This window comes from Sphingomonas sp. 22R3R2A-7 (assembly GCF_036856055.1).
Lineage (GTDB): Bacteria > Pseudomonadota > Alphaproteobacteria > Sphingomonadales > Sphingomonadaceae > Sphingomonas.
The window spans coordinates 621,003-646,936 of the sequence record NZ_JASPFR010000001.1 but is presented as its reverse complement, the minus strand read 5'-3'; the positions used below and the strand labels follow the sequence as shown (position 1 = coordinate 646,936).

Below are 25,934 nucleotides of genomic sequence, written 5' to 3'. Positions count from 1 at the left end.
GTCAGCGGCCACGCGCGCTCTGCGTCCGGATCCACGCCGCCGTCTCGTCGGGCCGTGTGACGAGGATCATGTGACCGCCGTCGATCAGCGTGAGATCGGCGCCCGGCAGCGCGGCGGCAAGACCACGACCATGGACGTCGGGATCAAGCACCTGATCGCCACGCCCGTAGAGGATCGCAGTGGGGACCGACAGGCTGGGATAGGATGCGGCCATCGCCGGCAGATCGTCGTTCGCGGCAACGAGGTCCGCCGATGCGCTGCGGAAGCTCCTGGGGCGGGCGACCAGCGCGCCGCCGCCGCGCGTTACGAAGTCTGCAGGGACGGGTTCGGGTGCGAAGGCCGTTTCCGTCCCGCGCTGGCCGAGCAGAAGCGTGAGCGGCGTCGCGATCGTCCACGCGACCGCGGCACGCGCCGCACCCGAGGTGATCGCCAGCCGGTCGAACGCAGGCGGTATCATCTCCTGCGGCTGCGTCAGCGGCGCGATCAGCGCGAGACCGCCGACCTGGTCGGGGTGATCGAGCGCGAGCGCCAGCGCAACCGCGCCGCCCAGCGAATGACCGACGATCAACGGCCGTTCGAGCCCGAGCTTGGCGATGAAGGCAGCAACTTGTGCCGCCTGCGCGCGGATATTCGCCGCCGCGCCGGGGGCCGAATAGCCCGAGCCGGGGCGGTCGATCACGATCACGCGGTGATCGTTGGCGAGCCGCTCGACCAGCGCATAGCTGAAGTTGCGCATCTGTCCGGCCAGACCGTGGATCATCACGATCGCCGGCCCGTCGCCGCGGTCCTGATAGTGCATGCGGCGGCCGTCGATATCGATGAACTGTCCGTCTGCGGGGATCAGCCGCTCGACCCGGCGCTGCGTCAGCGCGGCGAACAGCGCGAGCCCGCCCACGGCGGCAACGGCACCCGCCGCCACGATTGCGCCGGTGCGGACTGAGGGTGCGGGCTTCTCGGCACCGTGCCGCGCCGTCACCGGCGCGGGGCGAGCATTGCCCGCCTTGTCGAACTTCATGGTGCCATCCTCCAGTTTTCCAAATTTCAACGCTGCCAGATCGAGCACGTAATTCTGGTGCACCTTCCACGGCGCCTTCGACCCCTGATGCGGCAGGATCGCGTTCGCCCGCTGTACATAGCCCGAGGTGAAGTTGAGCATCGGTTCGCGCGTGATCGACGCGTCGTCCGCCCGTGGCGTGCACGATCGATAGCCGTGGTCGTCCATGTGCCGGATCAACCGGCAGGCATAGCGCGCCGAGAGATCGCATTTCAGCGTCCATGACGCGTTGGTATAGCCGAAGGCGAGCGCGAGATTGGGCACGTCGCTCAGCATCATGCCCTTGTAGATCAGCCGGTCCGCGGGGTTCACGACCGCGCCATCGACGCGAAGCTCGACGCCGCCCATCAGCCGCAGGACGAGCCCGGTCGCGGTCACGACGATGTCCGCGGGCAGTTCCCGGCCCGACTCCAGCGCGATCCCGCGCGGCGTGAACCGCGCGATCCGGTCGGTCACGATCGTCGCCTTGCCCTCGCGCATCGCCTCGAAAAGGTCGGCGTCGGGCACGAGGCAGATCCGCTGGTCCCACGGCGCATAGCTCGGCTCGAAATCGCGCTCGACCTCGTAATTGTCGGGCAGTTGCGCGCGGACGCGCTTGAGGATCAGTGCCTTGAGCGTCTCGGGTTTTCTGCGCGCATAGCTGTAGGTCGCGATCCCCAGCAGCACGCTCTTCCACTTCGTCGCGGTGTCGGCGATGTCGCCCGGCAGCCGCCGATGCGTCCAGCGTGCGAAGCCGTCCTCCGACGGCCGCGACACGATATAGGTCGGCGACCGCTGCAGCATCGTGACATGCGCCGCGGTCTTTGCCATCGATGGCACCAGCGTCACCGCGGTCGCGCCGCTGCCGATCACCACCACGCGCTTGCCCTCATAGTCGAGGTCGTCGGGCCAGTGCTGGGGATGCACGACGCGACCGGTAAAGTCGTCGATGCCGTCGAACGCGGGCGTGAACCCCGCGGCATAATCATAATAGCCGCTGCCCATGTACAGGAAGTTGCAGGTCAGCGATGCAGGCGTGCGTTCCGGGCCGGTCTCGACGTCGAGCGTCCACTGCGCATCGGCGGACGACCAGGACGCGGTGAGCACGCGGACGCCGAAGCGGATGTGCCGATCGATCCCGAACGCGGCGGCGGTGTCGGCGATATAGTCGCGGATCGCCTCGCCCCCTGCGATCGCCTGCTCGCTCGACCAGGGTCGGAACGGGAAGCCGAGCGTGTACATGTCCGAGTCCGATCGGATCCCGGGATAGCGGAACAGGTCCCAGGTGCCGCCGATCGCGTCGCGCGCCTCGAGGATCGCATAGGTCTTTCCCGCGCACTCCGTCTGCACCCGGTAGGCCGCATCGATACCCGACAGCCCCGCACCGACGATCAAAACGTCGTGATGCGCCTGCACGGCGGTTGGGGACGATGCGTGCGGTGCTGCGGTTGCCACGTCAGGGTACTCCGATCATGAAGGCGGGACGACCAGCCGGTCCGCACCACATCTGGAAACGGACGTTATCACTTGGCAGCAGACGACGCAATTCCCGAGCATAACCAGCGGCGGTACCGCGGCCTGACCGCGGACGAGCGACGCGCCAATCGTCGCGAGCGGCTGATCGCGGCGGCGATCACGGCCTATGGCCAGCACGGCTACCGGCAGACCACGGTCAGCACGATCTGTCGCATCGCCGGGCTCACCCCGCGCTATTTCTACGAGGCGTTCGGGAACAGCGAGGCACTGCTGGTCGCCGCGTTCACCACGGTGACCGACCTCGTAATGGCGCGCGTCGCTGAGGCGGGCAGGGTGGGGGACGGTGATCCCGATACGCGTCTCGTATCGATGCTGACGACCTATTACGGGCTGCTCCGCGACGAACCCGACATGGCGCGGGTGTTCCTGCTCGAGATGTCGGGGATCGGCACGGATGTCGATGCGGCGTTCGATCGCGCGCTGCACGCCTTCGCCGACCTCGCCGCCGCGACGCTCGGTGCGGGACGCGCGGTGTCCGACGCGCCGAGACTCGCACGCACCGGTGCGATGTACGGCCTGCTCCATATTGCGCGCGACTGGACCGCGCGGGGATATGTCGAGCCCGTCGACGCGGTGGTCGCCGCGGCCTTGCCGTTATGCCGGTTGCTGACCGGCGACGGCGCCGCGGTCAGGGTGTGTCGCTGACCAGCGCCGCGCCGCCCTTCGCGTCGAGGTCGAGCATCGCGGTCCTGGCCGCCGAATAGCGCGGCCAGTTTGGCAGGCTGGCGCCGTTCGGGTCGCCGCGCTTGACGAAATTGACCAGATACTCGCTCGCGGTCCGCGCCGCGGCACGGTCCGTCGTGCTGGTCTGCGCGCCGTATTTAACGTCGGCGCTGTCGAAGAAGAACGGGATGTCGGTCGCATGGCCAGCCCCGTCGGGCGAGGTGTCTCGCGCTGCGGTCGCGACATAGGAGAAGCGATAATAATAGGTCGGCACGCCCGCCTGCGACAGCGCCTGCGCGGCGCTGCGGGCGCCGACGATCATATAACCCTGCGGCCCGCCAATGTCGTTGCTCGTCGCGCCCACCATGACCGGGACCTTGGCGAACCGCCCGTCGCGGTACGCGGCCGCAGGATCGACGGCGATCCTGCCGTCGACGATGGGGCTGCTATAGGTCGGCGCGCTGCCGGGCGGGGTGCCCATCGACGCCAGGTTCAGCCCGTCCACGACCTGCGCGGCGGGGAGCGCGCGCAACTTCGCCAGCGCGTCCGGCGTATCCGCCGCAATCGCCTTCGACCGGGCGAAACTGACGCCGATGGTCTCGGCATCCGCCAGGCTCGGCCCGGGCCCGGCGCGCCCCGACTGGATGACGGCCTTGTGGAACAGCCCGACCCCGAGCGGCGACGACAGCAATGTGTGCACCGACATGCCGCCCGCGCTCTCGCCGATGATCGTGACGTTGGCCGGGTCGCCGCCGAACGCGGCGATGTTGCGCTTCACCCAGCGCAGCGCCGCGAGCTGATCCATGAAACCATAGTTCGCCAGCATACCGCGATCGGGATCGGCTTTGGTCAGTTGCGGATGCGCGAACGTCCCGAACCGGCCGAGCCGATAGTTGAAGCTGACGACCATGATCCCCTTGCGGGCGAGCGGCGCACCCGAATAGGTCGGCGGCGACGACCCGCCGTTGACGAACCCGCCGCCGTAGATCCACACCATCACCGGCAGTTTCGCCGTCGCCCCGGCAGGCTTCCAGACATTGGCGTACAGACAATCCTCGGCGGGCGGCGTGCCGAGCGGCGCGGCATCGCTCGGGAAGGGCAGCTGCATGCAGTCATGGCCATACCGTGTCGCGTCGCGCTCGCCGCGCCAGGCTGCGATCGGCTGCGGTGCGCGCCAGCGGAGCGCGCCGACCGGTGGCTGGGCAAAGGGGATGCCCTTGAACGCGACGACGCCGTCGCTTTCGCTTCCGCGCAGCGTACCGGTGTCGATCCGTACGCGCGGGGTCGGCTCACCCGTCTGCGCGGGTGCGGCGCTAGCCAGCATCGTGGCGGTCAACATGATCAAGGCGCGCATGGGTATCCCTGGTATGACGACCATCACGGCCTCCGGAGGTAAAGGTGTATGGGCGATTCCGCGCCCTGCATAGTCCGCCCTGACCAGCCGCAGGGCAGATGGTAACGATTGACACTATCTAGGCAACCGGCGTATCTAGTCTCATTCGTTACCACATCGGGAGCTGAGAGCATGGACCATATGGACGTCAATCCGATGGGTTTGGACGGGTTCGAGTTCTGTGAATTCACCTCGGCCGACCCCGACCGTATGGCGCAGCAGCTGGAGCAGTTCGGCTTCGTCGCCGCGTCGACGCACCCGACCAGGGCGGTGACACGCTACAAGCAGGGCCGGATCAACCTGCTGCTCAACCGCGAGCCCGACAGCCATGCGGCGGCGTTCCACGCCAGCCACGGCCCATCGGCGAGCGCGATGGCGTTCCGCGTCAGCGACGCAAAGGCGGCCTATGCGAACGCGATCGCTGCCGGGGCAAAGCCTGCCCCCGCGGGGGCCGTGCTCGACAATATTCCCGCGGTCGAGGGCATTGGCGGATCGATCCTGTATCTGGTCGACCGGCACGGTGCGGCGGGGTCGCTGTACGACGACTGGACGCCCGTCCCCGGCGCCGCGGAGGCGGAGGCCGAGAACAATGTCGGGCTCGATCTGCTCGACCATCTGACGCACAATGTCCGTCGCGGGCAGATGCGGACCTGGGCCGAGTTCTACGGTCGGATCTTCGGCTTCGAGGAGCAGAAGTATTTCGACATCAAGGGCAAGGCGACCGGGCTGTTCAGCCAGGCGATGATCGCGCCCGATCGCGCGATCCGTATCCCGCTGAACGAGAGCCAGGACGACAAGAGCCAGATCGAGGAGTTCCTCAAGGACTATAACGGCGAGGGCATCCAGCATCTGGCGTTGACGACCGAAGACATCTTCGCGACCGTCGAGAAGCTGCGCGCACGCGGCGTCAAGCTGCAGGACACGATCGAGACCTATTACGAACTGGTCGACAAGCGCGTGCCCAACCATGGCCACGACCTCGAGCGGCTCCGCAAGAACCGCATCCTGATCGACGGCAATGTCGGCGAGGAAGGCCTGTTGCTGCAGATCTTCACCGAGAACATGTTCGGGCCGATCTTCTTCGAGATCATTCAGCGCAAGGGCAATGAAGGCTTTGGCAACGGCAACTTCCAGGCGCTGTACGAGAGCATCGAGCTCGACCAGATCCGTCGCGGCGTCGTGACCGTCGACGCCTGAGCGTAGTTGCGGATCCCACCGGGCAGGACAGGAGCGCGTCGCGATGAACGGACAGGGCGAACGGACCGAGACGGGTGAGGGCTATGTCACCGGTTTCGGCAATCACGTCGCGACGGAGGCGGTTCCCGGTGCGCTCCCGATCGGCCGTAACAGTCCGCAGCGTGCGCCGTTCGGGCTGTATGCGGAACAGCTGTCGGGGTCCGCGTTTACCGCGCCGCGATCCGAAAACAAGCGGAGCTGGCTCTACCGGCTTCGCCCGACCGCGCAGCATCCGGCGTTCACGCCCTATGCCGGTGCCGTCCATCTGAAATCGGCACCGTTCGGGGACACGCCGCCCAGCCCCAACCGGCTCCGCTGGGACCCGCTACCCTGGCCGGCGGCGGGGACCGACTGGCTTGACGGGCTCGTGTCCTATGGCGGCACGGGGTCGGTCGCCGAGCAGACGGGCGTGGGTATCCATTGCTACGCCGCGAACGCGGACATGGAGCGCGTGTTCTTCTCGGCCGATGGCGAACTGCTCGTCGTGCCGCAGGAAGGCACCCTGTCGATCACCACCGAGTTCGGCCGGATCGACGTCGCACCGCTGTCGATCGCGCTCATCCCGCGCGGGGTGCGGTTTCGCATCGCGCTGACCGACGGGCGGGCGCGGGGCTATGTCTGCGAGAATTACGGCGCGCCATTCCGGCTGCCCGACCTTGGCCCGATCGGCGCCAATGGTCTGGCCAATCCCCGCGATTTTGAAACGCCCGTCGCGTGGTACGAGGATGTCGATGCGCCCTGTACCGTCGTGCAGAAATTCCAGGGCGGACTGTGGACGACGACGCTCGACCATTCGCCGTTCGACGTGGTCGCCTGGCACGGCAATCTCGCGCCGTGTCGCTACGACCTGACGCGCTTCAACACGATCAATACCGTCAGCTTCGATCATCCCGATCCATCGATCTTTACCGTGCTGACCGCGCCGAGCGACACGCCGGGTACCGCCAATTGCGACTTCGTGATCTTCCCGCCGCGCTGGATGGTGGCGGAGGGGACGTTTCGTCCGCCCTGGTTCCACCGCAACGTGATGAGCGAGTTCATGGGGCTGATCGCCGGCGAATATGACGCCAAGGAAGGCGGCGGTTTCGTCCCCGGTGGTGCCTCGCTGCACAACCAGATGAACGGCCATGGCCCTGATCAGGCGACCTATGACAAGGCGTCGACGGTGGATCTGAAGCCGCACAAGATCACCGGCACGATGGCGTTCATGTTCGAAACCCGCCACGTCGTCCGCACCACCGCCTGGGCCAGTGCGACCCCGACGATGCAGCTCGATTACGACGACGTCTGGAGTGGCTTTTCAAAGGCCAGGCTCTGATCGTCCCGCACGTCCTCCGTGGGCGAGGGCGAGGGCGAGGGCGGGGGCGGGGGCGGGGGCGGGCATAACGTCTCGATCGCCGCGCGCAGGTCGATGATCGGATAGGTCGCGCCGCGCGTGGTGATCGTCGCGGCGATGCGGGCCATCGCCCTGTCGCCGCCGGTATCGCTGAGCAGCTGGACCGACGAGCGTTCGACCGCACAGAGCTCGTCGACCATGAATCCCGCCTGATTGCCGTCCGCGGAAGCGAGCACGGTGAACGGCGCACCGTTCCCGCCGTCCGCAATCCCGAGGACGCGGTGGAGATCGATCAGCGGGACGCCGCGGCCGCGGTGGATGATGTAATCGTCGATCCCCTGCGTCCGATCGGTCAGCCCAAGACCCGACGTCCTGGTCGCGATGATCTCCTCGACCTGCGACAGCGGGATCGCAAAGCGCCGGTCGGCAAGCCGCACGAGCAGGAATGCGCGCAGGGCGTTGGTCCGCTCACGCTCGACGTCCGCGGCGGCCCTTGACCCGGTCCCGGCCTCCGTCTTGTCGCAGATCCGCCCGACCGTACCAAGTTGCGCATCGGCCTGCATCGCGTCGGGATCGAGCAACAGGCTCGGCGCATCGGTGCCGTACAAGCCGTTGAACAGGGCGCGGTTGCCAACCACGAATTGCTGCAGCGGCTTGATCTCGTCCGACGCGATCCGCAGCATGTCGTTCACCGCGTCGATCTGAAGCCCGACCAGATGCCCCGACGGCAGTCGCAGGATCACCGCCGCGGTACGCTGCGTCCGGCGGCATTCGCCGAGCCGCAACAGCCGCAGCGTATCGACGACGGGGATACGCCGGCCGTTATGCGTCAGCCAGCCGACCCATAGATCGTCCTCGACCGGACTCGGCGCGATCGTCTGCTCGGGCACCGATGCCTCGATCACGCGCGCGGCAAGACCGAGACGCGCGGCGCCCACCGTGAACAGCAGCGTCGGCACGCCGGTGGTGACGCTGCCCGGGCGGATCGTCGCCGTCGACCGCTCGATCGCGAGCGGCATCGCCTCGAGCGCGGCAAGCGCGGCGATGTCGAGCACCAGGCCGCGCGTGTCGCCGTGGACGAACGCGGCACGGATCAGTGCCGCGCGGCTCGCCCGCGCACCCCCGGGCTGTCCGAACGTATCGGTTTCGTCGCGCAGGTCGAGCTGCGTCATGTCGGCGGCGTCGAGCGGCAGCACGCCGGCGATGGACTCGATCGCCAGCCCGATGACGCGGTTCGCGTCGCGCAGGATGAGGATGACGGGGCAGCGCTCCGGTGACGGCACGCCGAGCAGCGCCACCGGGTCGAGAACGGGGACGATCGCACCGCGCAGGTCGATCGCGCCGATGACCTCGTCCCGCACCGCCGGGAAGGGGAGCAACGCCGCCGGGCGGGGGACGACCTCGCGGATCGCCTCGATCGGCACCGCGAGCGTCAGGCCGCCGACCACCACCGCGCCGTGCAGTCCCGCGGGTGCGCCACGTGGCGGGCGGGCGGATACCGGCGCGGGAGGAGCGGGACGGAGCGTCGGCGTCCGTCGCACGACCGCCACCCGGCGCGGCTCAGGCTGCCGCACGTTCGGTGGCGTTCGACAAGGTGCGGATAAGGTCGACGACCTTGGCGGAGGCCTCGTCCTGGACCGACGTCGACTTGGCGATCGCGTCGATCGCATCGCCCGTCTTGTGGACGGCATCGACGATCCCCGCGAACGCGTTGGTCGCCTCCTTCGAGCGTTCGGTTCCGCGGGCGATGCGTTCGAGCGACTCGTCGACCAGCCGGTTGATCTCGCGCGCCGCGGTCGAGCTGCGTTCCGCGAGCTTGCGGACCTCGCCCGCGACCACCGAGAAGCCGACGCCGTGCTCGCCCGCGCGCCGCCTCGATCTCGGCGTTGAAGGCGAGGAGGTTGGTCTGGCCCGCGATCTCGCCGATCACCGAGACGATCTCCGCGATCCCGGCCGCCGATTTCTGGATCAGGTCGATCGACTCGATCGCACCACCAAGCGCAGTGCGGCCTTCCTCGGCCTCGCTGCGCGTCCGGCCCGCGAGATCGGTCGCGGTGTCGGTTGCGCCGGTGATCGCGGTGATCGACTGCGTCAGCGCGCCGACATGGTCTGCCATCGACATCGAGCATGATGTGATCTGCTGCTCGAGCAGCACCTGGTCGGTCACGTCGGTCGCGTATTTGATGACGCGCAACGGGTTGCCCTTGAGGTCGAGCACGGGATTGTAGGTGGCCTGGATCCAGACGTCGCGGCCATATTTGCCAATCCGGTGGAAGCGTCCGGAATGCACCTCGCCCTTGTTCAGCTTCAGCCAGAAGTCGCGATATTCCAGGCTGCGGATATAGTCGGGCGAACAGAACATCGAATGGTGCTGGCCGACCACCTCGCGCAGCGAATAGCCCGTAGTACGCAGGAAATTCTCGTTCGCCGACAGGACGTTGCCCTCGAGGTCGAACTCGATCACCGCCTGCGCGCGGTTGATCGCGTCGACTTTTGCCTGGTGATCGTTCGCCGCGAGCTTCTGTGCGGTGACGTCGACCGCGAACTTCACGACCTTGACGGGCTTGCCGTTGAGATCGAGGATCGGATTGTACGTCGCCTGGATCCACACCTCGGCACCGCCCTTTTTGAGGCGCTTGTATTCGCCCGCGTCATATTCGCCGCGGCCGAGCTTTTCCCAGAACACGGCATAGGCGTCCGACTGCGACGTGCCCGCATCGCAGAAGACACGGTGATGCCGGCCGCGGATCTCGTCGAGCGTATACCCCGTCAGCGCGAGGAAATTCTCGTTCGCGTCGAGGATCGTGCCGTCCATCGCGAATTCGATCACCCCCTGTGCGCGATCGATCGCGCGCGCGCGGCCCTCGAACTCGACGTCGCGGCGCTTCTGGTCGGTGATGTCATGCGCGAACTTGACGACCTTGCGCGGCTTGCCCTCGATGTCGAGGATTGGGTTGTAGGTCGCGCGGATCCAGACTTCGCGTCCACCGCTCGCGATCCGCTTGAAGACGCCGGAAACGAATTCGCCCGCGCGCAGCCGGTTCCAGAGATCGGCATAGTCGGGCGATGCGGCATAGCCGGCGTCGCAGAAGGTGCGGTGATGATGGCCGACCACGGCGTCGCGCGCATAGCCCATCAGCTCGAGAAAGTTGGCGTTGGCGTCGAGCACGGTGCCCGCAAGGTCGAACTCGATGACCGCCTGCGCGCGGTCGATCGCCGCCGCGCGACCCGCTGCCTCGACCATCGCAAGGCGCTGCGCGGTCACGTCCATCGCGACCTTGACCACGCCCGTCGGAATGCCGTCATAATCGAACAGCGGGTTGTACGACGCCTGGATCCAGACTTCGCTGCCGTCCTTGCGGATCCGCTTATATTCGCCCTGGTCGAGCTCGCCCTTGCCCAGCCGTTGCCAGAACTGGCGATAGGCCGGGCTCTGCGCATAGTCCGCGTCGCAGAAGATCCGGTGGTTCTCGCCCGTGATCTCGTCGAGTTCATAGCCCATCAGCGAGAGGAAATTGGCGTTCGCGGTGATCACGCGCCCCGACAGGTCGAACTCGATCAGCGCGAACGCCCGGTCGATCGCGGTGATGCGGCCCTGATTGTCGACCGTCGCCTGATGCTGCGCGCTGATATCATAGGCATAGCTCAGCACCGAGACGAGCTGGCAGTTCTTGTCGAACGTCGGCACGAAGATCTCGCGAACCCAGACATTCTGGCCCGGGCACGGGGTATAACGCCGGATGACCGTGTCGGACTCGCCGCGCTCGAACCGGCTCCAATAGGTGTCGGCGTCGTTCGCCTGGCGCTCCGCCGCGGTCCAGAACATGTCGAACCGGCCGCCGGTCATCGCCTCGCGGGCAAGCCCGGTCAGTTCGAAGAACTTGGCATTGCCGTCGATCAGGTGGCCGTCGGGCGAATATTGGCAGATCGCGAGCGCGCCGTTGATCGCATCGAAGCGGTGCACGATGAGCGCGGTATCGTGCAGGCTGCCGGGCGTCACCGCGCCCATGAAGACCAGCTTGCCCCCGGTCCCGGACAGCGCCCCCATCAGGCCCTGGACATGCATGCAATGGCCCTGCGTATTCGCGAGCAGCCCCTCGACCGCGACCGTCGTCGCGTCACCCGTCGCCAGTTGCGCGATCGCGTCGGGGTAGTTCGGGAACAGCGTCGCGAAGGTCGCGATCGCGTCGACCGACGCGAGGATCGTCCGCGCGGCCTCATTCGTCTCGATCAGCGCGCCATCGGCGCTGAACGCGAGAACGATCATCTCGTCTGCCAGCGCGGCGGCGGCGCGCGCGCTCAGGTCGACAACAACACCTTCCAACGACATATGATGCTCCAGCCATCTTTCGCCTCATTATAGGATCGGCGCGACCGCCGCGGATCGAGGCGCGGATTTTGGCGAAGCGATCGTCGCGGCGATTGCGCTTTGCACCGGGCATCGCAGCGCCTAAGGCGCGCCTTCCCCGGGGGCCGCTGACGCGCGGCTGAGAATTGGGCTGCAGCCCATGACCCGCTGAACCTGATCCGGCTGATACCGGCGTAGGGAGGGCCAACGGTTTTTCCGTCGTTCCTCCGCTTGGAGTGGACGTGCGCACATTCGATCGTGGCTTTTCGACATCTTCGGTTCGGCTGCAGGGCCGGCGGCCTGCGTGCGCGGCGATCGCGCTGGCGGCATCGCTTGCAGCGGCGCCTGCGACGGCGCAGACCGATCCCCGCCCCGGCACGCCGTCTGCGGATCCCGCCGAGATCCGTGTCGCCGGCCAGCCCGATCCCGCAGGCCTGTTGCCCGACCAGCGCGTGCCCTGCGCGCAAAGCGCGATCTCGGCCGAATTTATCGCCAAGCAGGCGCCGACGCTGAACGCGTTCCAGCTCGTCACACTGCTGCCCGGCGCAAACGTCGCGTCGAGCGATCCCTATGGTCTCTCGACGAGCTCGAGCCTCACGCTGCGCGGGCTGGGTCAGGACCAGATTGGCGTGCTGATGGAGGGCGCACCGCAGAACGACATCGGCTATTATTTTGCCTATCCGTCGCAGTTCGCCGACCCGGAGAACCTCAGGCAGATCGCGCTGGCGCAGGGGTCGGTCGACATCGACTCGCCGACGGTCGGTGGTGCGGGCGGGCTGTTATCGCTGAAACTCGACGATCCGGGCGCGCGACCCGGGGCGGTGGTGGACCTGTCGCTCGGTAGCTACGCCGCGCGGCGGGCCTTTGTCCGGATCGATACGGGAACGCTCGGCACCAGCGGGATCAAGGCGTTCCTGTCCTATTCCAATACCCGCGCGAACAACTGGCGCGGTCCCGGCTACGACACCCGTCAGCATATCGACGCCAAGCTGCTCCGCGAATGGGGCGCGGGCAATCGCGCCAGCCTCGCCGTGTCGTACAACGACGCCAACACGTCGAGCTACCCCAGCCCGACGCTTGCCGAATGGCAGGCGCAGGGGCGCGACTTCAACTTCGCGCGCGCGTATCGGGCGGGGTCGACCGACTATTGGCGGCTCTACCGCGCGCCGTTCCGCAACCTCTATGCGGCCGCGCCGGTGCACATCGTGCTCGGCGACCGCCTGACGCTCGATACGACCAGCTATCTCCAGTTCGGCTACGGCAACGCACCCTATGGCACGCAGCTCGCCACGACGGGCAATTTCCTCGGCAACGAGGCGCTTGCCGATCTGATCGCGTTGCCGGGGGCGATCGACGGGGTGGCGACCGTGCTCGGCAACTATACCGGCGACCAGGTCCGTGGCGGCAGCGTCGGCAAGCTGACGTTGCAGGCAGGCGTCCACCGCATCACCGCCGGGCTCTGGTTCGACTATGGCACCGACCGCGTGACGCAATCCTATACGCGCGTCGATGCCGACGGCGATCCTGCGGACCGGTGGGGATATCGCGCAAAGGCGATCCGTACCGCCGATGGCCGTCTGCTCGCCTATGAGAACCAGCGCACCGTCACCGTCACCAAGGCAGGATTCATCGCCGACAGCATCGCGGTCACGCCGCGGCTGACGGTCGATATCGGCTTCAAGGGCGTCAACCTGCTCCGCAACGGCCGCAACTATCTGCCCGGTCCGCAGCGCGAGGTGCGGCGGAGCAGCTTCGCGGCATTGCCCCGCGCGGCGATCCACTACCGCCTCGACGACCGGCAACAGCTGTTTGCCAACGTCACCACCAACTTCCGCGCGCCGAACGAATTCGCGCTCTACGATTATTTTTTTGGCGGCGAGGTCGTGGTGCAGGGCACGAACGCGCTCAAGAACGAATATTCGGTGTCGCAGGAGATCGGGTACCGCTTCATCGGCGAAAGCCTGTCGGCATCGGTCACCGGCTTCCATTACGCCTTCAGCAACCGACAGCTCGCGACGGTGATCGATCGCGGCGGTGCGCAGGTCAACGGGACGCTCAATGTCGGCGGGCAGACCTCCTATGGCGTCGATGCGGAGATCGACTATCGGCCGGTCGCCGGGGTCAGCCTGTATCTGTCGGGCGAATATCTGCGCGCGCGGATCGACGACGATCTGCCGATCGGGTCGGATTTCCTGCCGACCCGCGGCAAGCGGGCGGTGTCGAGCCCGACCGTCCAGTTCGGCGCCGGCGGCCTCTACGACGATGGCCGGTTCTTTGGCAGCATCGCCTCGAAATATGTCGGTCGCCAATATTCGACCTTCATGAACGACGAGAGCATCAAGGGCTATGCGACGCTCGACCTGTCGATCGGGGTGCATCTCGCCGAGTGGCTCGATGGCAAACGTACCGACCTGCGCATCAACGCGATCAACGTGACCGACCCGCATGTGCTCGCGGGCGTTCAGGCGGTCAGCACCAATGCGCGCGACGTGGCGGGGCGGGGCGGGACGATCATCACGGGCAATGCGCCGGCCTATTATGTCGGCAGCGGTGCGGCGGTGATGGGCACGCTGTCGCGCGCGTTCTGACATGACGACGCCGTCGTCCTCTGCCGGCCACCGCGTTCACGGCATGGGCACCGCGCTCGAGGCGCCGACCTGGCCTGCCATCACACCCGAGGAAGCTGCGGCGATCCTCGCATGCTTTCCCGCGGCGGGGCGGATGACCGCGCTCGAATGGCAGTCGCCGCGCCCCTTTTCGGCGGCGACGCTCGTTCGGACGACGACGGGTGCGTTCGTCGTGAAGCGGCATCATCACCGGCTTCGCTCGCCCGCCGGTCTGGCCGAGGAACACGCGTTCATCGCGCATCTCGCCGCCCGCGGCGTCACCGTCGCGGATGTCCTGCGAACCGCATCGGGGGAAAGTGCGGTCACTGCGGACGGATGGACCTATGAGGTGCATCGCCAGGCGCCCGGCGCGGACCTCTACCGCGATCGCCAGTCATGGACGCCGTTCCTGTCGGGCGCGCACGCGGGGGCAGCGGGCGCCGCGCTCGCACGGCTCCACGACGCGGCGGCCGGTTTCGATGCGCCTGCGCGCACGGTCCAGCCGCTCGTCACCAGTCTTGCGATCCTGTCGGCCGCGGACCCGATCGTCGCGGTCGAGGCCTATGTCGCGGCACGCCCCGCGCTCGCTGGCTATCTCGCGACCAGACCATGGCGCCGCGAGCTGGCCGCGCTGTTCGCAAGCCTGGGGCAGGGGCTCGCGCCACGTCTTGCGGTCCAGCCGCCGCTGTGGACCCACAATGACTGGCATCCGTCGAACCTGTTGTGGGCGGCGGACGGCAGCGTGGCGGCGACGTTCGACTTCGGGCTCGCCGGCCGTACCAGCGCGGTCCACGATATCGCCACGGCGATCGAACGCACGGCGGTCCGCTGGCTCGATCTGGGGCAGGGGGCGGATGACAGCATTGCCGATCCCGACGCAGCGGTCGCACTGCTGCGCGGTTATGCCACCGTCCGGCCGCTGGGCAGCGCCGACCTCGGCATGATCGCCGCGCTGTTGCCACTGGTACATGTCGAGTTCGCGCTGTCGGAGATCGACTATTTCGCAGGGATCGCAGGCGATCCGGACGCGGCGACGCTCGCATGGGACGGATACCTGCTCGCGCACGCCGAATGGTTTCGCGCAGGCGCCGGACGCGCGCTGCTGCGTGCGATCACGCAGATGGAGAGCCAGCGATGACACCGCTCGAGATCGCCGCGGTGCTCGTCAGCTTCACCGGTATCTGGCTGACCGCGAAACGGCGCATGCTGTGCTGGCCCGTCAACCTCATGGCCTGCGCGCTCTATTTCAAGCTGTTCCTCGACGTGCGGCTCTATGCCGACATGGTGCTTCAGGCGCTGTTCGGGATCGCGATCGTCTATGGCTGGATTTCGTGGCAGCGCGGCGCGCGCGATGACGGTGCGATCGTCGTCGAGCGCCTGCCCGCCAACGCCGTCGTGACCGGCCTCGCCATCGGGGCGGCGGGGGCGGTCGCCGTCGGCTGGTTCACCAGCCGGTTCACCGACGCGGCGCTCCCCTGGATGGACGCCGCGTTGACGAGCTTCAGTCTGGTCGCGCAATATTGGACCGCACGCCGGCATGCCGAAAGCTGGCTGCTGTGGATCGCGGTCGACATCCTGTATGTCGGCATGTTCGTCGTGAAGGGCCTGCTGCCCACCGCGGGGCTCTATGCCGCGATGGTGGTTCTCGCGGTGATCGGGTATCGGCGCTGGCGGCAGACGGTGCCCGCGCTGCACGGTTGAGCCAAGCGCTGCGTCATCCCTCGAACTCGCGTTCGACGAACCGCATCCGCCTGACGATCGCGACGAAGAAGGCGGTCGACCAGCCCAGCAGGATGATACCGTTCGCCCCTTCGATCGCGCCGACAATCCGCCAGTCGACCCCGAGCAGGACATCGCCATAGCCGATCGTCGTATAGGTGGTGGTCGAGAAGTAGAGCGCGCTGCCGAGGTCGGCGAGCGCGCCCGTCACCAGGTACAACGCGGCATAGGCCCAGATCTCGATCCCGTGCAGCACGAACAGCGCGATCGCGGCGCCGACGATGCCGACCACGTCGCGCCAGCGCCGACGCGGACTGAGCGTTTCGTCGCGCCGTCGGATCACCATCAACAGCCCCGCAAGCCCGGCAAGATGGACCAGCGTCGTCAGCAGGACCATGGCGGTCGACGTCGCCAGCTGCGTGAAGAGGGTCACGGGCGACCACCGCATCCGGGCCCGGCGCCAGCGGCACATACGGCATCGCCGCGGCCAGCTATCGCGCCGTCACCGCAACTCCGGCAATGCCGCGCGATCAACGCAGTCCACGCAGATCCGTATGGACCGGGCCGTCGGACCCGGCCGGATAGCCGTGACGGCGCGCCTCGCGATCCTCTTGCGCGATCGCCCGGCACAGCGGTGCCGCCTCGCAATGCGCACAATCGTGTTCGGGATCGGCGACCGCGCGGCATTGGTCGACATAGGCGGACAGCATGCCGTGATGCGCGATCTGCGCCTCGACCGACGCCGCACCCTGCATCCGCTTCGCTTCGCGAAGGACTCGCGTACGGAAGAAGCTCGGGTCGCGCGGCATCATGACGGACTCCTGTGGCGGTCGTGACAGTGTGAGCCCCGGCCGCCTGCGCGTCACTACGCAATTCTACGTAGTGCGCGACCCCGATACCGTCGCGCGGTCCCGCATCTCGCGACGGCGCGTGGGGAGTCCCCACCAGGGCGTACCGGGCGAGAGGTGATGCTCGTGGTGATAGCCGCCGAAATGGAAACAGGTGAGCAGCGACAGAAATTGCGGGATCTTCGCGCTGTGCGCGCGATGGTCATCGAGGAACGGCTCCTCGCGCTCGCGGTGCGGCAGCCAGGTTCCGAAGACGAACAGTTGCAGCACCGCCCCGAGCGCGGGCACTGCCCAGAACACGACGATGTTGCCGAGCGGCGCGCCGAGGACGAGCGTGTAGATGAGCGCGACCGCGGTGATCCGCACGATCTGTCCATGCGAATAATAGGTGCGGAAAAACTGACCGAACCAGCCGAGCAGGCTCGGATCGCCGCCATGGAAATCGGGGTCGCCCGCACGCCCGGCGTGCTGGTGATGGCGGTGGTGCTGCGGCAGCAGCGTCGCATAGGAAAGGCAGGCGTAGAGCGAGAGGCAGAGCGCACCGACCACGGCGTTCAGCCGCGGCTGGCCGGGGGCGAGCGCGCCGTGCATCGAGTCGTGCGCGATGATGAACAGACCGGTGCTCAGCCATGTCTGGACCAGCACCATGACCAACGCGACCGGCACAAGGCCGGGCGTCCAGCGCCACAGGAATATTCCGGTGATATGGATTGCAAGCCATGCCGTGACGATGACCGCGGCGAGCGCGAGTCCGATCTTCGATTGGCGATGTGCAGCCGTTCCGGTCATGCGGAAACGCCGCTCATCGGCGGGACACGGGGGACGCGGGCAACGGCTCGGAGCCAGGGACGGCCTCGCTTGCCCGGTCCCGCTGGTCGACGCTCCGCGGCGTGCGGCGCTGCGGGTCGGCATTCGCGCGCAACTGCGCCTTCAGCACTGCCGGCTTGCGCGCGAACAGGAACCCGTGGCTGACGGTGCCATGCTTGCCCTCGACCGCATGATGCAGACGATGCGCCTGGAGCAGACGCTTGAAATAGCCCTGTTTGGGGACCCAGCGAAATCGCCCGCGCTGATGCACGAGCATGTCGTGCACGAACGCATAGATGCCGCCATAGACCGTTATGCCAAGCGCGGCCCACCAGAGCGGTTCCCAGCGCAGTCCGACGACAAACAGGATGATCGGCACGATCGCGAAGACGATGGCGTAGAGGTCGTTCTTCTCGAACCACCCCTCGGTCTCCTCGTGATGCGACTTGTGCCAGCCCCAGCCCCAGCCGTGCATGACATATTTATGCGCCGCCCACGCAAAGCACTCCATGAAGAGCACCATGAAGACGACGATGCCGAGCTTTTCGATCCAGGACATCAGCGTCCGATCCAAAGCCCGGCGCAAGGTCCGGCGGGGAAGTTCTGCGAAACGCTCGACATGGTCAACATATACGCGTGGTGCGAGGCATATGCGAGACGGAACGCCGAAATAAGAGCTCCGTGTTACCCTGTCGCAGGCTGCTGCGGGGAACCTCGGAGGTGATGGGGCGACGGGCGGACCCGTCGCCCCGCGGAATCACGCGATGCTGTGCTTCAGCGCGCTCATCTTGTCATGGCCTTCGCGAACCGATGCGAAGCCGTCCTTGATGACCGCCTGCGTTGCCGGCGACACGTCGGTATCCTTCATGGCGTCTTCGTACTTCGCCTTGATATGGTCCTCGCCGCGCTCGACCTCGTTGATGATCGCCTTGTCATCCTTGCCGGTGATCGCCTGCTTCAGATCCATGAACGTGCGGTGCGCCGCTGCGAGCATGCTCGAGTCCAGCTCAGGCTCGCCGCCGAGCGTACGGACCTGGTTCTGCAGCTTGGTCGCGACCTGTGCGCGATCACGCGCGAAATCGGCGAACATCGTTGCGAACTGCGTCGACTCCGCGTCCTTCGCCGCGTCCTCATAGCCCTTCATGCTGTCGAGGGTCGTCTTGATCAGGCCGTTCAGGACGGAAATATCGGTGTCGCTCATGGGGTAACTCCGTTGGGGGAACCCGCACAACGATCAGCGGCCAATAAGGTCCCGACCGAAAACTGCGCAGCGCTTATTCGTCCTCGGGTTCGAAACCGATGAAGACCGCCGCCTCATCGACCGTGCGGCGTTCGGACACGACGGCGTTCGCGGGGAACTGCGCGTCGGGCCAGCCGAGCGCGATGCTCTTCATGATCACCTGGTCGTCCGGGATCGCTGCATGTTCGCGAACCACGGGGGACTGCATGATGCCCTGGCTGTTGATCACCGTGCCAAGCCCGCGCGACCATGCCGCGTTGACGAGCAAGGTGGCTACCGCACCGCAGTCGAACACGGTGTCGTCGCTGTCGGCCAGATCGCGGTCGAACGTGATGATGACGCAGACCGGCGCATCGAATTGCCGGAACCCGCGCATCACCCAGTCCTGACGGGCGTCGGCGTCGTTGCGCGCGATCCCCATCGCGGTGAAGAGCTGCTTGGCGACGCCGACCTGACGGTCGCGGTGCGCGCCGGCAAAGGCGGCGCCGGTGCGGAATTCGCGCGACTGCGGCACCCCGCCAAGCATGCGTTCGGTGTTGCCCGCACGGATCGCATCGAGCGCCGCGCCGCCGACGACGTGGAAGTGATAGGGCTGCGTGTTCATCGACGACGGCGCGCGCATCGCCAGCGTCAGCACCTCCTCGATCAGCGCACGCGGCACCGGCTCTGCCGTGTAGCCGCGCACGCTGCGCCGCCCGAGGATCACGTCGTCGAAGTGCATGGCTCGCCCGGTCCCTTGCCCAGTGAGAATCAATGCCGCCATCGATACCGCAATATCACGCTGCGCACAGCCAGCCCCGTCGCTTCGCACGCGCGGCTGCGATGCCGCGTCGCAACAAACCGAGGCGTCCATCGTTCGTCCGGCATTCCCCGTAACCACTGGAAAGGCCGAGCATGTTCGGATTCACCAAGAAGATTCGCTATGCCGTCGTCGGCGGCGGCCAGATCTCGCAGCAGGCGTTCATGCCCGGCGTCGGGCGCACCAACAATTCCGAGATGACCGCGCTCGTGACGGGCGATCCCGTCAAGGCGGACAAGCTCGCCAAGCTCTACAAGATCAAGGCCTGGTCGTACGACCAGTATGACGAGCTTCTGAAGTCGGGCGAGATCGACGCGGTCTATATCGCCACGCCCAACTTCCTTCATCTCCAATATGCCGTCCCCGCGCTTGAGGCCGGGATCCACGTCCTGCTCGAAAAGCCGATGGCATCGAGTGTCGCCGAGGCCGAGCAGATCCTGGCCGCGCAGCAGAAGAGCGGCGCCAAGCTGATGATCGCCTACCGCCTCCACAACGAGCCCGGCACCGTCGAGATGATCACGCGTGCGCGTGGCAACGAGTTCGGCGACCTGCGCAGCTTCGTCTCGACATTCGCGCAGAATGTCGCGGAGGCCAATTCGCGCGGCCATAACGGCTATTGGGGCGGACCCGTGCCCGACATGGGAACCTATCCGCTCAATGCCGTGCGCAACCTGTTCGGACAGGAGCCGATCTCGGTTCACGCCGTCGGCACCAAGACCCCGAACCGCGGCTTCAACTTCCATGACACCGTGGCGGTCACGCTGCGCTTCAGCGGCGAGCGCGTTGCGCAGTTCACCGTCAGCTATGCGACCGCACCGTCGGAATTTTTCGAGCTGATCGGGACGAAGGCGAGCATCCATGCGTCGCCATGCTTCATGTTCGGCGCGACGACGGGCATCGCCTATGTCGAAAAGACCAAGGAGGGCAGCAAGACGCACGACTTCGCGCCGGTCGAGCAGTTCGGCAACGAGACGCAGTATTTCTCCGACTGCATCCTCAACGACCGGCACCCCGAGGCGGACGGCGAGGAGGGGCTGCTCGACATGCGCGTGCTCGCGGCGATCGAACGCTCGCTCGAGACCGGGGAGGCGGTCACGCTCGACCCGGCGACCCGCAGCCGCCACGTAGCGCCTGATCAGGCGCTCGAACTCAAACCATCGAAGGCGCCGAACGAGGACGAAATGATCAGCATCATTCCGCAATCTGCCTGAGCGAAAAGCCAGGGCCGGTCGGGATCAAGCTCGACTGGCCCTGGACCAGGATGCGAAATGCTGGACGCAATCGGTCATGCGTGCGCGGCAGATCGAGGCGCAGCGACGCCGGCCAATGACGGACTGCCGAATGGATTGAATTAAATCCACTTTGGTTGAAGATATTCCGAGTATTCACCGTATCTGTGGTGGTGAAACGGTCCTGTAAGTTGAAATGTCATTCGCGCGACAGCCTATCAAATGTATAAATCATTTCGTAACGCAATTGACGACATGCTCCTGGAATGGGCGCGTACTTGAACATCAAACCTGAGAGCGAGGCGGGCGCTCCCACCGAGACCTTGCTCGGGCTGCAGAACGCGATCCTCGAAATGATCGCGCGCGGCGAGACGCTCGAGGCCACGTGCGTACGTCTGTGCCTGGACGTCGAGGCGCTGGTGCCGTCGGTCACCTGCTCGGTGCTGACGGTCGACGTCGAGGGGCGGCTGCATCCGCTTGCGGGGCCGAGCCTACCCCCTCCTATTCGGCCGCGCTCGATGGCGTGCCGATCGGCCCCTATGCCGGGTCGTGCGGGACGGCGGCGTATTTCGGCATCGATATCGCGGTCACCGATATCCGGTCGGACCTGCGCTGGGCGGATCACCGGCATCTCGTCGAACCGCACGGGTTGCGCGCATGCTGGTCGATGCCGATCGTCAACGCGCGCGGTCAGACCGTGGCGACCTTTGCCTTTTATTATCGCGAGACGCGCGGGCCGACGTCGTTCGAACGCGACCTCGTGCGGAGCTGCGTCCATCTCTGCATGATCGCGATCGACCGCCATCAGCGTGTCGTCGAGCATGAACGCCGGGCGTTCACCGACGCACTGACCAATCTTCCCAATCGGGCCGGGTTCAATGCCGCGCTCGCCCGGCTCGACTGTACCGCGTCGGGGCGGTGGGCGCTCATGGTGCTCGACCTCGACAACCTTAAGATCGTCAACGACACGTTCGGGCATCACGCGGGAGACCGTCTGCTGCGCGTCGCGGGCGAGCGGATTTCGGAGATCGTCGGCAGGAACAGCGCGTTCCGGATTGGCGGCGACGAATTCGGGCTGATCCTGGCGGACGCCGACGTGCTCAAGGACCTCGACAAGACCGCGTCGCGGATCCTGCGCGCACTGGCGGCGCCTGCGGATATCGGCGGGCAGATCATCGTGCCGCGCGCGACGATCGGCGGCGCGGTGCTGTCCAGCGAGCCATCCGCGGACCGCGTCCGCCAGAACGCCGACTTCGCGCTCTATCATGCCAAGGAGACGGGGCGCGGCGGTTTCGTCCGCTACTGGCCCGGTCTCGGCTCGACGATGACGCGGCGGCTGGACGCCATCCGCGACGTGACCGCGGCGCTCCGCGAACATCGCATCGACGCCTATTATCAACCCATCTTCCGGCTCGACACGCGCGAGATTGTCGGGCTCGAGGCATTATGCCGCATGCGCGTCGGGAACGAGATCGTCCCCGCCGCGGCGTTCCACGAGGCGACCACCGATGCGCATGTCGCGACCGCGCTGACCGCGCGGATGATGGCGCTGGTCGCCGCCGATATGCGCGTGTGGCTCGACATGGGGCTTGCGGTCCAGCATGTCGGCATCAACGTGTCGTCGGCGGATCTCAGCGGTGGAACTGTCGGCCGGGTCCTGACCGAGGCGTTCGAGCGCGAGCGTGTGCCGCTCGAGCACGTCATCCTCGAGGTTACCGAGACCGTGTATATGGGCGACGGCGACCAGGCGGTGCAGACCGCGATCCGCGCGTTGCGCGCGAAGGGGATCAAGCTGGCGCTCGACGATTTCGGGACCGGCTTTGCTTCGCTGACGCACCTCCTGACGGTCCCGGTCGACATCATCAAGATCGACAAGACGTTCATCGACCATCTCGCGCCCGACAATGTCAGCATGACGATCGTCGAGGGGCTGATCCAGATCGCCGAACGGATGAACATCCGGATCGTCGCAGAGGGCGTCGAGACCGAGGTTCAGGCGGGTCTGCTCGATGGTGCCGGCTGCGTGCTGGGGCAGGGCTATCTCTATTCGCCCGCGGTCGATCGCAAACGCACGACGGCGCTGCTCCGCGATCGGGCACAGGGTGTATCGTCGCGTCGGGCCGCGAACGGCTGACCCGGCCTGGTCCGGCCCCGGCGCAGGATCCGATCGTCCGGGCCGAAGCGGGGCGCCGCGATGGTGCGACGCCCCCTGGGCCGGCTCAGAAGTTGACGGCCGCCCGCGCGTACAGGAACCTGCCGTTGAACCCGAACGGCGAGAACCCGCTATAGGGCAGGAACTGGTAGGTCGCGGGATAGCTGCCGCCGACGGCGGCCGGACGCGGACCGAACGGGCGACGATCGGGGTAGACGTCGAACGCGTTGTCGACGCCCAGCGTGAGTTGGATCCCCTGCAACTCGTAGCTGAGCGAGAAGTCGGTAATCCATTTCGGACGCAGCTTCTGATCGTCGGGGCCGAGCGCGGTGAGGCTGGCCGCATCCGCGCCGAGCGGTGCGGTCGTCTCGGGCGAGATCACCGACCCATAGCGTGTCGTGCGGGCCGAAATGCCGACGCCCGCGATCTTGCCGTCGGTGGCGAGTACCGCCTTGCTGCGTGGCTGGCCGCGCTCGAAGCGGATGCCCTCGACGCGGCCGAACAGGACGAGCCCGGGGATCTGCGCGAGCGAGCCCAGATTGTTGAGCCGCTTGTCGATCTCGTTTTTCGTATAGTTGTACGCCGCGGAAAAATTCCACGCGCCGAGCCCGCCGAGATTGGCGCGGTAGGTCGCGACCGCGTCGACACCCTGCGTCGTCGTGTCGAGACCGTTGATGAAGAACCGCGCGGCGCCGACATTGGCAAAGCCGTTGGCGGCCAGCACCGCCTGGACCGCGGCGTTCTGCGCGGCGGTGCCGACGCCCGCCGCACCGAGATTTTCCGACAGCACGACGCGGTCGCGGATCTTGATGTGGAAGAAGTCGACCGTCACGTTGAAGCTTCGGAACGGGTTGAGCGTCGCACCCGCGGACAGGTTGAGCGACTTCTCGGGGTCGAGCGGCTGCGATCCGAGCGCGCGTGCGACGGGGCTGCTGACCGGGACCGTCGAAACGTCGACGGGAACGCCCGCGAGGAAGTTGGTCGAGGTCGTGGTGAAGAACTGCTGGTGCAGCGATGGCGCACGAAAGCCGTTCGACACCGAGCCGCGCAACGCGAACCCGTCGACGAACTCGTAGCGCAGCGCGAGCTTGCCGTTCACCGTGTCGCCGAAATCGCTGTAATGTTCATAGCGTCCGGCCGCGGTCGCGGTCAGGCCCGTGAACAGGTCCGCGTCGAACTCGACATAGCCGGCAAAGCTGTCGCGGTCGACGTTCGTGCGCGCCGATGCGGGCAGTCCGCCAAAGCCCTGCGCCCCTGCCGCCGCGGCACGGCCCGGGAACGAGCAGATGCCCGTGCCCCCTGCAAACACGCCGCCGAGCACGGTGCAGTTCGCCGCCGTCGTCGCGCGTGCGGGGGTGAAGAACGGTCCGGTCTGGTAGGATTGCGGATCGCCCGGACGGATCTGATAGATCTCGTGGCGATATTCGCCGCCGAATGCGAACGACAGCGGCGTCGCGAGGCCAAGGTCGAACTGCCGCGACAGGTCGGCATTGGCTAGGATCTGCGAGAAGGCGAGCCCGCCGGCGTCGAACGATCGCTGGCTCTGCGGCCCGAACGAGACGTTGATGCTGTCCTCGGTCCGATAGTTGAGCTCGTTGCGTCCGAACCCGAGCGAGAAATCGCCCTTGAAGCCGGCGATCTCGGCACGGATGCCGCTGGTCGCCGACATGTCGTCGATGTTCGACTGGATCTTCGGCAGATACCCGTCCGGCGTCAGCCCGACGAAATTGGCGTTGGTCGGCGTCGTGCCGGGGCTGATCGCGGAGAAGTCGCGGTTTGTCGCCGCCGATTGCTGCCGGTAATTTGCCGCGGACAAGCCGTCGCGGTGACCATAGGTGAAGAAGCCGTAGAACTCGGCATTGCCCAGCGGCATGCCCGTGTTGATCAGGAAGTTGAAGTCCTCGGTCTTGGCATCGCCGAAGCGGAAGTCGAGCCGATTGAACGAGGCCTCGCGCGCGTCGAAGGTCGTCGACGTCGGGCGGATATAATTGGGCCTGAGGTCGTAGCCCTGGCGGTTGGTGTAGTTGCGGTCGCGATATTCGCCGGTGAAGTTGAAGAAGCCGCCATCGCCGATCGGCACACCCATGTTGACGCCGAACGTCGTGTAGATCCCGTCGCGCGCCTTGCGCTCGCCCGACCCGTTCGCCTGCAGATACCGCGTATCGTTGGGATCGAGCGCCGGCTGGCCGTTCGCGGTGACCAGCCCGTCGAACGCCGACACGCCGTCGAGCGTGGTGATGTACTTGCCATAGCTGACCTGCGCACGGCCGCCCGAGCTCGCGGTCTTGAGCTGGACGTTGATGACGCCCGCGATCGCGTCCGAGCCATATTGCGACGAGGCACCGTCGCGCAGCACCTCGATCCGCTCGATCGCCAGCGCGGGGATCATGTTCATGTCGACCGCTGCGGCACCGCGTCCGACCGTCCCGTTGATGTTGAGCAGCGCCGAGACGTGCCGGCGCTTGCCATTGAGCAGCACGAGCGTCTGGTCGGGATTGAGCCCGCGCAGCGTCGCGGGGCGGGTCACGTCGGAGCCATCGGCGATCGACGGCTGCGGAAAGTTGAACGACGGCACGAGCTGGTTGAGCGTCTTGTTCAGCTCGCCCGTACCCGATGCCTGCAGCGCGCTGCTCGAGATCACGTCGATCGGGACGGGGCTGTCGGACACCGTACGGTTCGGCGCGCGGCTGCCGATGACGACGATCTGGTTGCGGACATCGTCCTCTTCGGTCGTGGCCTGTGTCTCCGCCGTCGTTTCCTGGCTGGGCGACGTCTGCACCGTCTGTGCGGCAACCGGCGCGGCGAACGCCATCACCGATGCGGACGCGCACAGCGCCGCAAGCATCTTTCTGTCCGTCATTATTACCCCCTGTAGCGAACGGCTTCCCCACCGCTCTTGTGCGCGACACTTTATGTCGTCCGGGAATGGCGGCAAGCTACGCGTGCGGGCGCGAGGCTGATTGACCCAGCTGTGTTGCCCTGCGGCAAC

The 25,934-nt window shown here is 66.7% G+C and carries 19 protein-coding genes and 1 riboswitch; of the genes, 8 read left to right on the top strand and 11 right to left on the bottom strand.

Features of this window, described 5'->3' with window-relative positions; translation table 11 throughout:
- Nucleotide 1 precedes the first annotated feature (1 nt).
- Nucleotides 2-2,488 (bottom strand): alpha/beta fold hydrolase, encoded by a 2,487-nt coding sequence (locus QP165_RS02895; RefSeq protein ID WP_333993680.1) that lies wholly within the window; start codon nt 2,486-2,488, stop codon nt 2-4.
- A gap of 72 nt (nt 2,489-2,560) precedes the next feature.
- On the opposite strand from QP165_RS02895, the gene QP165_RS02890 reads away from it, so the two are divergent.
- Entirely contained in the window at nt 2,561-3,214 is a 654-nt protein-coding gene (locus QP165_RS02890; protein WP_333993679.1) for a TetR/AcrR family transcriptional regulator, read from the top strand.
- On the opposite strand, the gene QP165_RS02885 is transcribed toward QP165_RS02890, so the two are convergent.
- Entirely contained in the window at nt 3,198-4,586 is a 1,389-nt protein-coding gene (locus QP165_RS02885) for a carboxylesterase/lipase family protein (RefSeq protein WP_333993678.1), read from the bottom strand. The genes QP165_RS02890 and QP165_RS02885 overlap by 17 nt on opposite strands.
- A gap of 171 nt (nt 4,587-4,757) precedes the next feature.
- On the opposite strand from QP165_RS02885, the gene hppD reads away from it, so the two are divergent.
- Both hppD and hmgA read left to right on the top strand, forming a co-directional pair.
- Nucleotides 4,758-5,822 carry a 4-hydroxyphenylpyruvate dioxygenase gene (gene hppD / locus QP165_RS02880; RefSeq protein WP_056023573.1) on the top strand — a complete coding sequence of 355 codons (1,065 nt, stop codon included), beginning with the start codon at nt 4,758-4,760 and terminating at the stop codon, nt 5,820-5,822.
- Between the two features lie 43 nt (nt 5,823-5,865).
- Nucleotides 5,866-7,179, top strand: a complete 1,314-nt coding sequence (hmgA, locus tag QP165_RS02875; RefSeq protein WP_333993675.1) for a homogentisate 1,2-dioxygenase — start codon at nt 5,866-5,868, stop codon at nt 7,177-7,179.
- On the opposite strand, the gene QP165_RS02870 is transcribed toward hmgA, so the two are convergent.
- Both QP165_RS02870 and QP165_RS02865 read right to left on the bottom strand, forming a co-directional pair.
- Nucleotides 7,137-8,645 (bottom strand): chemotaxis protein CheW, encoded by a 1,509-nt coding sequence (locus QP165_RS02870; RefSeq protein ID WP_333996925.1) that lies wholly within the window; start codon nt 8,643-8,645, stop codon nt 7,137-7,139. The genes hmgA and QP165_RS02870 overlap by 43 nt on opposite strands.
- A complete protein-coding gene (locus QP165_RS02865; RefSeq protein ID WP_443019255.1) occupies nt 8,630-11,527 on the bottom strand; it encodes a PAS domain S-box protein in 2,898 nt (965 codons plus the stop codon). The genes QP165_RS02870 and QP165_RS02865 overlap by 16 nt, the downstream gene beginning before the upstream one ends.
- A gap of 127 nt (nt 11,528-11,654) precedes the next feature.
- Nucleotides 11,655-11,763, top strand: a riboswitch (TPP riboswitch).
- 66 nt (nt 11,764-11,829) lie between these two features.
- Here QP165_RS02865 and QP165_RS02860 point away from each other — a divergent pair.
- From QP165_RS02860 to pnuC, 3 genes are read left to right on the top strand one after another with little or no spacing between them, the layout of a single operon-like run.
- Nucleotides 11,830-14,133: a TonB-dependent receptor gene (locus tag QP165_RS02860; RefSeq protein ID WP_333996924.1), complete on the top strand. Its 2,304-nt coding sequence runs from the start codon at nt 11,830-11,832 to the stop codon at nt 14,131-14,133.
- 1 nt (nt 14,134) lies between these two features.
- On the top strand, nt 14,135-15,289 hold the full coding sequence (locus tag QP165_RS02855; protein ID WP_333993673.1) for a phosphotransferase enzyme family protein: 1,155 nt from the start codon (nt 14,135-14,137) through the stop codon (nt 15,287-15,289).
- A complete protein-coding gene (gene pnuC / locus QP165_RS02850; protein WP_333993671.1) occupies nt 15,286-15,852 on the top strand; it encodes a nicotinamide riboside transporter PnuC in 567 nt (188 codons plus the stop codon). Before QP165_RS02855 ends, pnuC begins: the two co-directional genes overlap by 4 nt.
- Nucleotides 15,853-15,865: 13 nt before the next feature.
- Here pnuC and QP165_RS02845 read toward each other — a convergent pair whose 3' ends face one another.
- The 6 genes from QP165_RS02845 to QP165_RS02820 all read right to left on the bottom strand — a co-directional run bounded on the left by QP165_RS02845 (nt 15,866) and on the right by QP165_RS02820 (nt 19,486).
- On the bottom strand, nt 15,866-16,303 hold the full coding sequence (locus QP165_RS02845; RefSeq protein ID WP_056023556.1) for an ion channel: 438 nt from the start codon (nt 16,301-16,303) through the stop codon (nt 15,866-15,868).
- A 97-nt stretch (nt 16,304-16,400) separates the two neighbouring features.
- Nucleotides 16,401-16,682 (bottom strand): hypothetical protein, encoded by a 282-nt coding sequence (locus QP165_RS02840; protein WP_156350545.1) that lies wholly within the window; start codon nt 16,680-16,682, stop codon nt 16,401-16,403.
- A gap of 63 nt (nt 16,683-16,745) precedes the next feature.
- Nucleotides 16,746-17,507, bottom strand: coding sequence for a fatty acid desaturase (locus QP165_RS02835; protein WP_333993669.1), 762 nt, complete (start codon nt 17,505-17,507; stop codon nt 16,746-16,748).
- Nucleotides 17,508-17,520: 13 nt separating this feature from the next.
- Nucleotides 17,521-18,084, bottom strand: coding sequence for a sterol desaturase family protein (locus tag QP165_RS02830; protein WP_333993667.1), 564 nt, complete (start codon nt 18,082-18,084; stop codon nt 17,521-17,523).
- Between the two features lie 198 nt (nt 18,085-18,282).
- On the bottom strand, nt 18,283-18,726 hold the full coding sequence (locus QP165_RS02825) for a ferritin-like domain-containing protein (protein ID WP_333993665.1): 444 nt from the start codon (nt 18,724-18,726) through the stop codon (nt 18,283-18,285).
- Nucleotides 18,727-18,799: 73 nt separating this feature from the next.
- Entirely contained in the window at nt 18,800-19,486 is a 687-nt protein-coding gene (locus QP165_RS02820; RefSeq protein ID WP_333993663.1) for a nitroreductase, read from the bottom strand.
- Between the two features lie 173 nt (nt 19,487-19,659).
- Between QP165_RS02820 and QP165_RS02815 the strand changes: the two genes are divergently transcribed.
- Both QP165_RS02815 and QP165_RS02810 read left to right on the top strand, forming a co-directional pair.
- Nucleotides 19,660-20,775: a Gfo/Idh/MocA family protein gene (locus tag QP165_RS02815; RefSeq protein ID WP_333993661.1), complete on the top strand. Its 1,116-nt coding sequence runs from the start codon at nt 19,660-19,662 to the stop codon at nt 20,773-20,775.
- A 541-nt stretch (nt 20,776-21,316) separates the two neighbouring features.
- On the top strand, nt 21,317-22,927 hold the full coding sequence (locus QP165_RS02810) for a putative bifunctional diguanylate cyclase/phosphodiesterase (RefSeq protein ID WP_333993659.1): 1,611 nt from the start codon (nt 21,317-21,319) through the stop codon (nt 22,925-22,927).
- A gap of 85 nt (nt 22,928-23,012) precedes the next feature.
- On the opposite strand, the gene QP165_RS02805 is transcribed toward QP165_RS02810, so the two are convergent.
- On the bottom strand, nt 23,013-25,805 hold the full coding sequence (locus QP165_RS02805) for a TonB-dependent receptor plug domain-containing protein (protein WP_056023534.1): 2,793 nt from the start codon (nt 25,803-25,805) through the stop codon (nt 23,013-23,015).
- Nucleotides 25,806-25,934: the final 129 nt, after the last annotated feature.

Excerpts from the sequence above, each read along its gene's own strand:
- QP165_RS02815 (WP_333993661.1), top strand. The coding sequence starts at position 19,660 with ATGTTCGGATTCACCAAGAAGATTCGCTATGCCGTCGTCGGCGGCGGC.
- QP165_RS02805 (WP_056023534.1), bottom strand. The coding sequence starts at position 25,805 with ATGACGGACAGAAAGATGCTTGCGGCGCTGTGCGCGTCCGCATCGGTG.
- QP165_RS02855 (WP_333993673.1), top strand. The coding sequence starts at position 14,135 with ATGACGACGCCGTCGTCCTCTGCCGGCCACCGCGTTCACGGCATGGGC.
- QP165_RS02820 (WP_333993663.1), bottom strand. The coding sequence starts at position 19,486 with ATGCACTTCGACGACGTGATCCTCGGGCGGCGCAGCGTGCGCGGCTAC.
- pnuC (WP_333993671.1), top strand. The coding sequence starts at position 15,286 with ATGACACCGCTCGAGATCGCCGCGGTGCTCGTCAGCTTCACCGGTATC.
- QP165_RS02865 (WP_443019255.1), bottom strand. The coding sequence starts at position 11,527 with ATGTCGTTGGAAGGTGTTGTTGTCGACCTGAGCGCGCGCGCCGCCGCC.
- hmgA (WP_333993675.1), top strand. The coding sequence starts at position 5,866 with ATGAACGGACAGGGCGAACGGACCGAGACGGGTGAGGGCTATGTCACC.
- QP165_RS02835 (WP_333993669.1), bottom strand. The coding sequence starts at position 17,507 with ATGACCGGAACGGCTGCACATCGCCAATCGAAGATCGGACTCGCGCTC.
- hppD (WP_056023573.1), top strand. The coding sequence starts at position 4,758 with ATGGACCATATGGACGTCAATCCGATGGGTTTGGACGGGTTCGAGTTC.
- QP165_RS02840 (WP_156350545.1), bottom strand. The coding sequence starts at position 16,682 with ATGATGCCGCGCGACCCGAGCTTCTTCCGTACGCGAGTCCTTCGCGAA.
- QP165_RS02825 (WP_333993665.1), bottom strand. The coding sequence starts at position 18,726 with ATGAGCGACACCGATATTTCCGTCCTGAACGGCCTGATCAAGACGACC.
- QP165_RS02830 (WP_333993667.1), bottom strand. The coding sequence starts at position 18,084 with ATGTCCTGGATCGAAAAGCTCGGCATCGTCGTCTTCATGGTGCTCTTC.
- QP165_RS02885 (WP_333993678.1), bottom strand. The coding sequence starts at position 4,586 with ATGCGCGCCTTGATCATGTTGACCGCCACGATGCTGGCTAGCGCCGCA.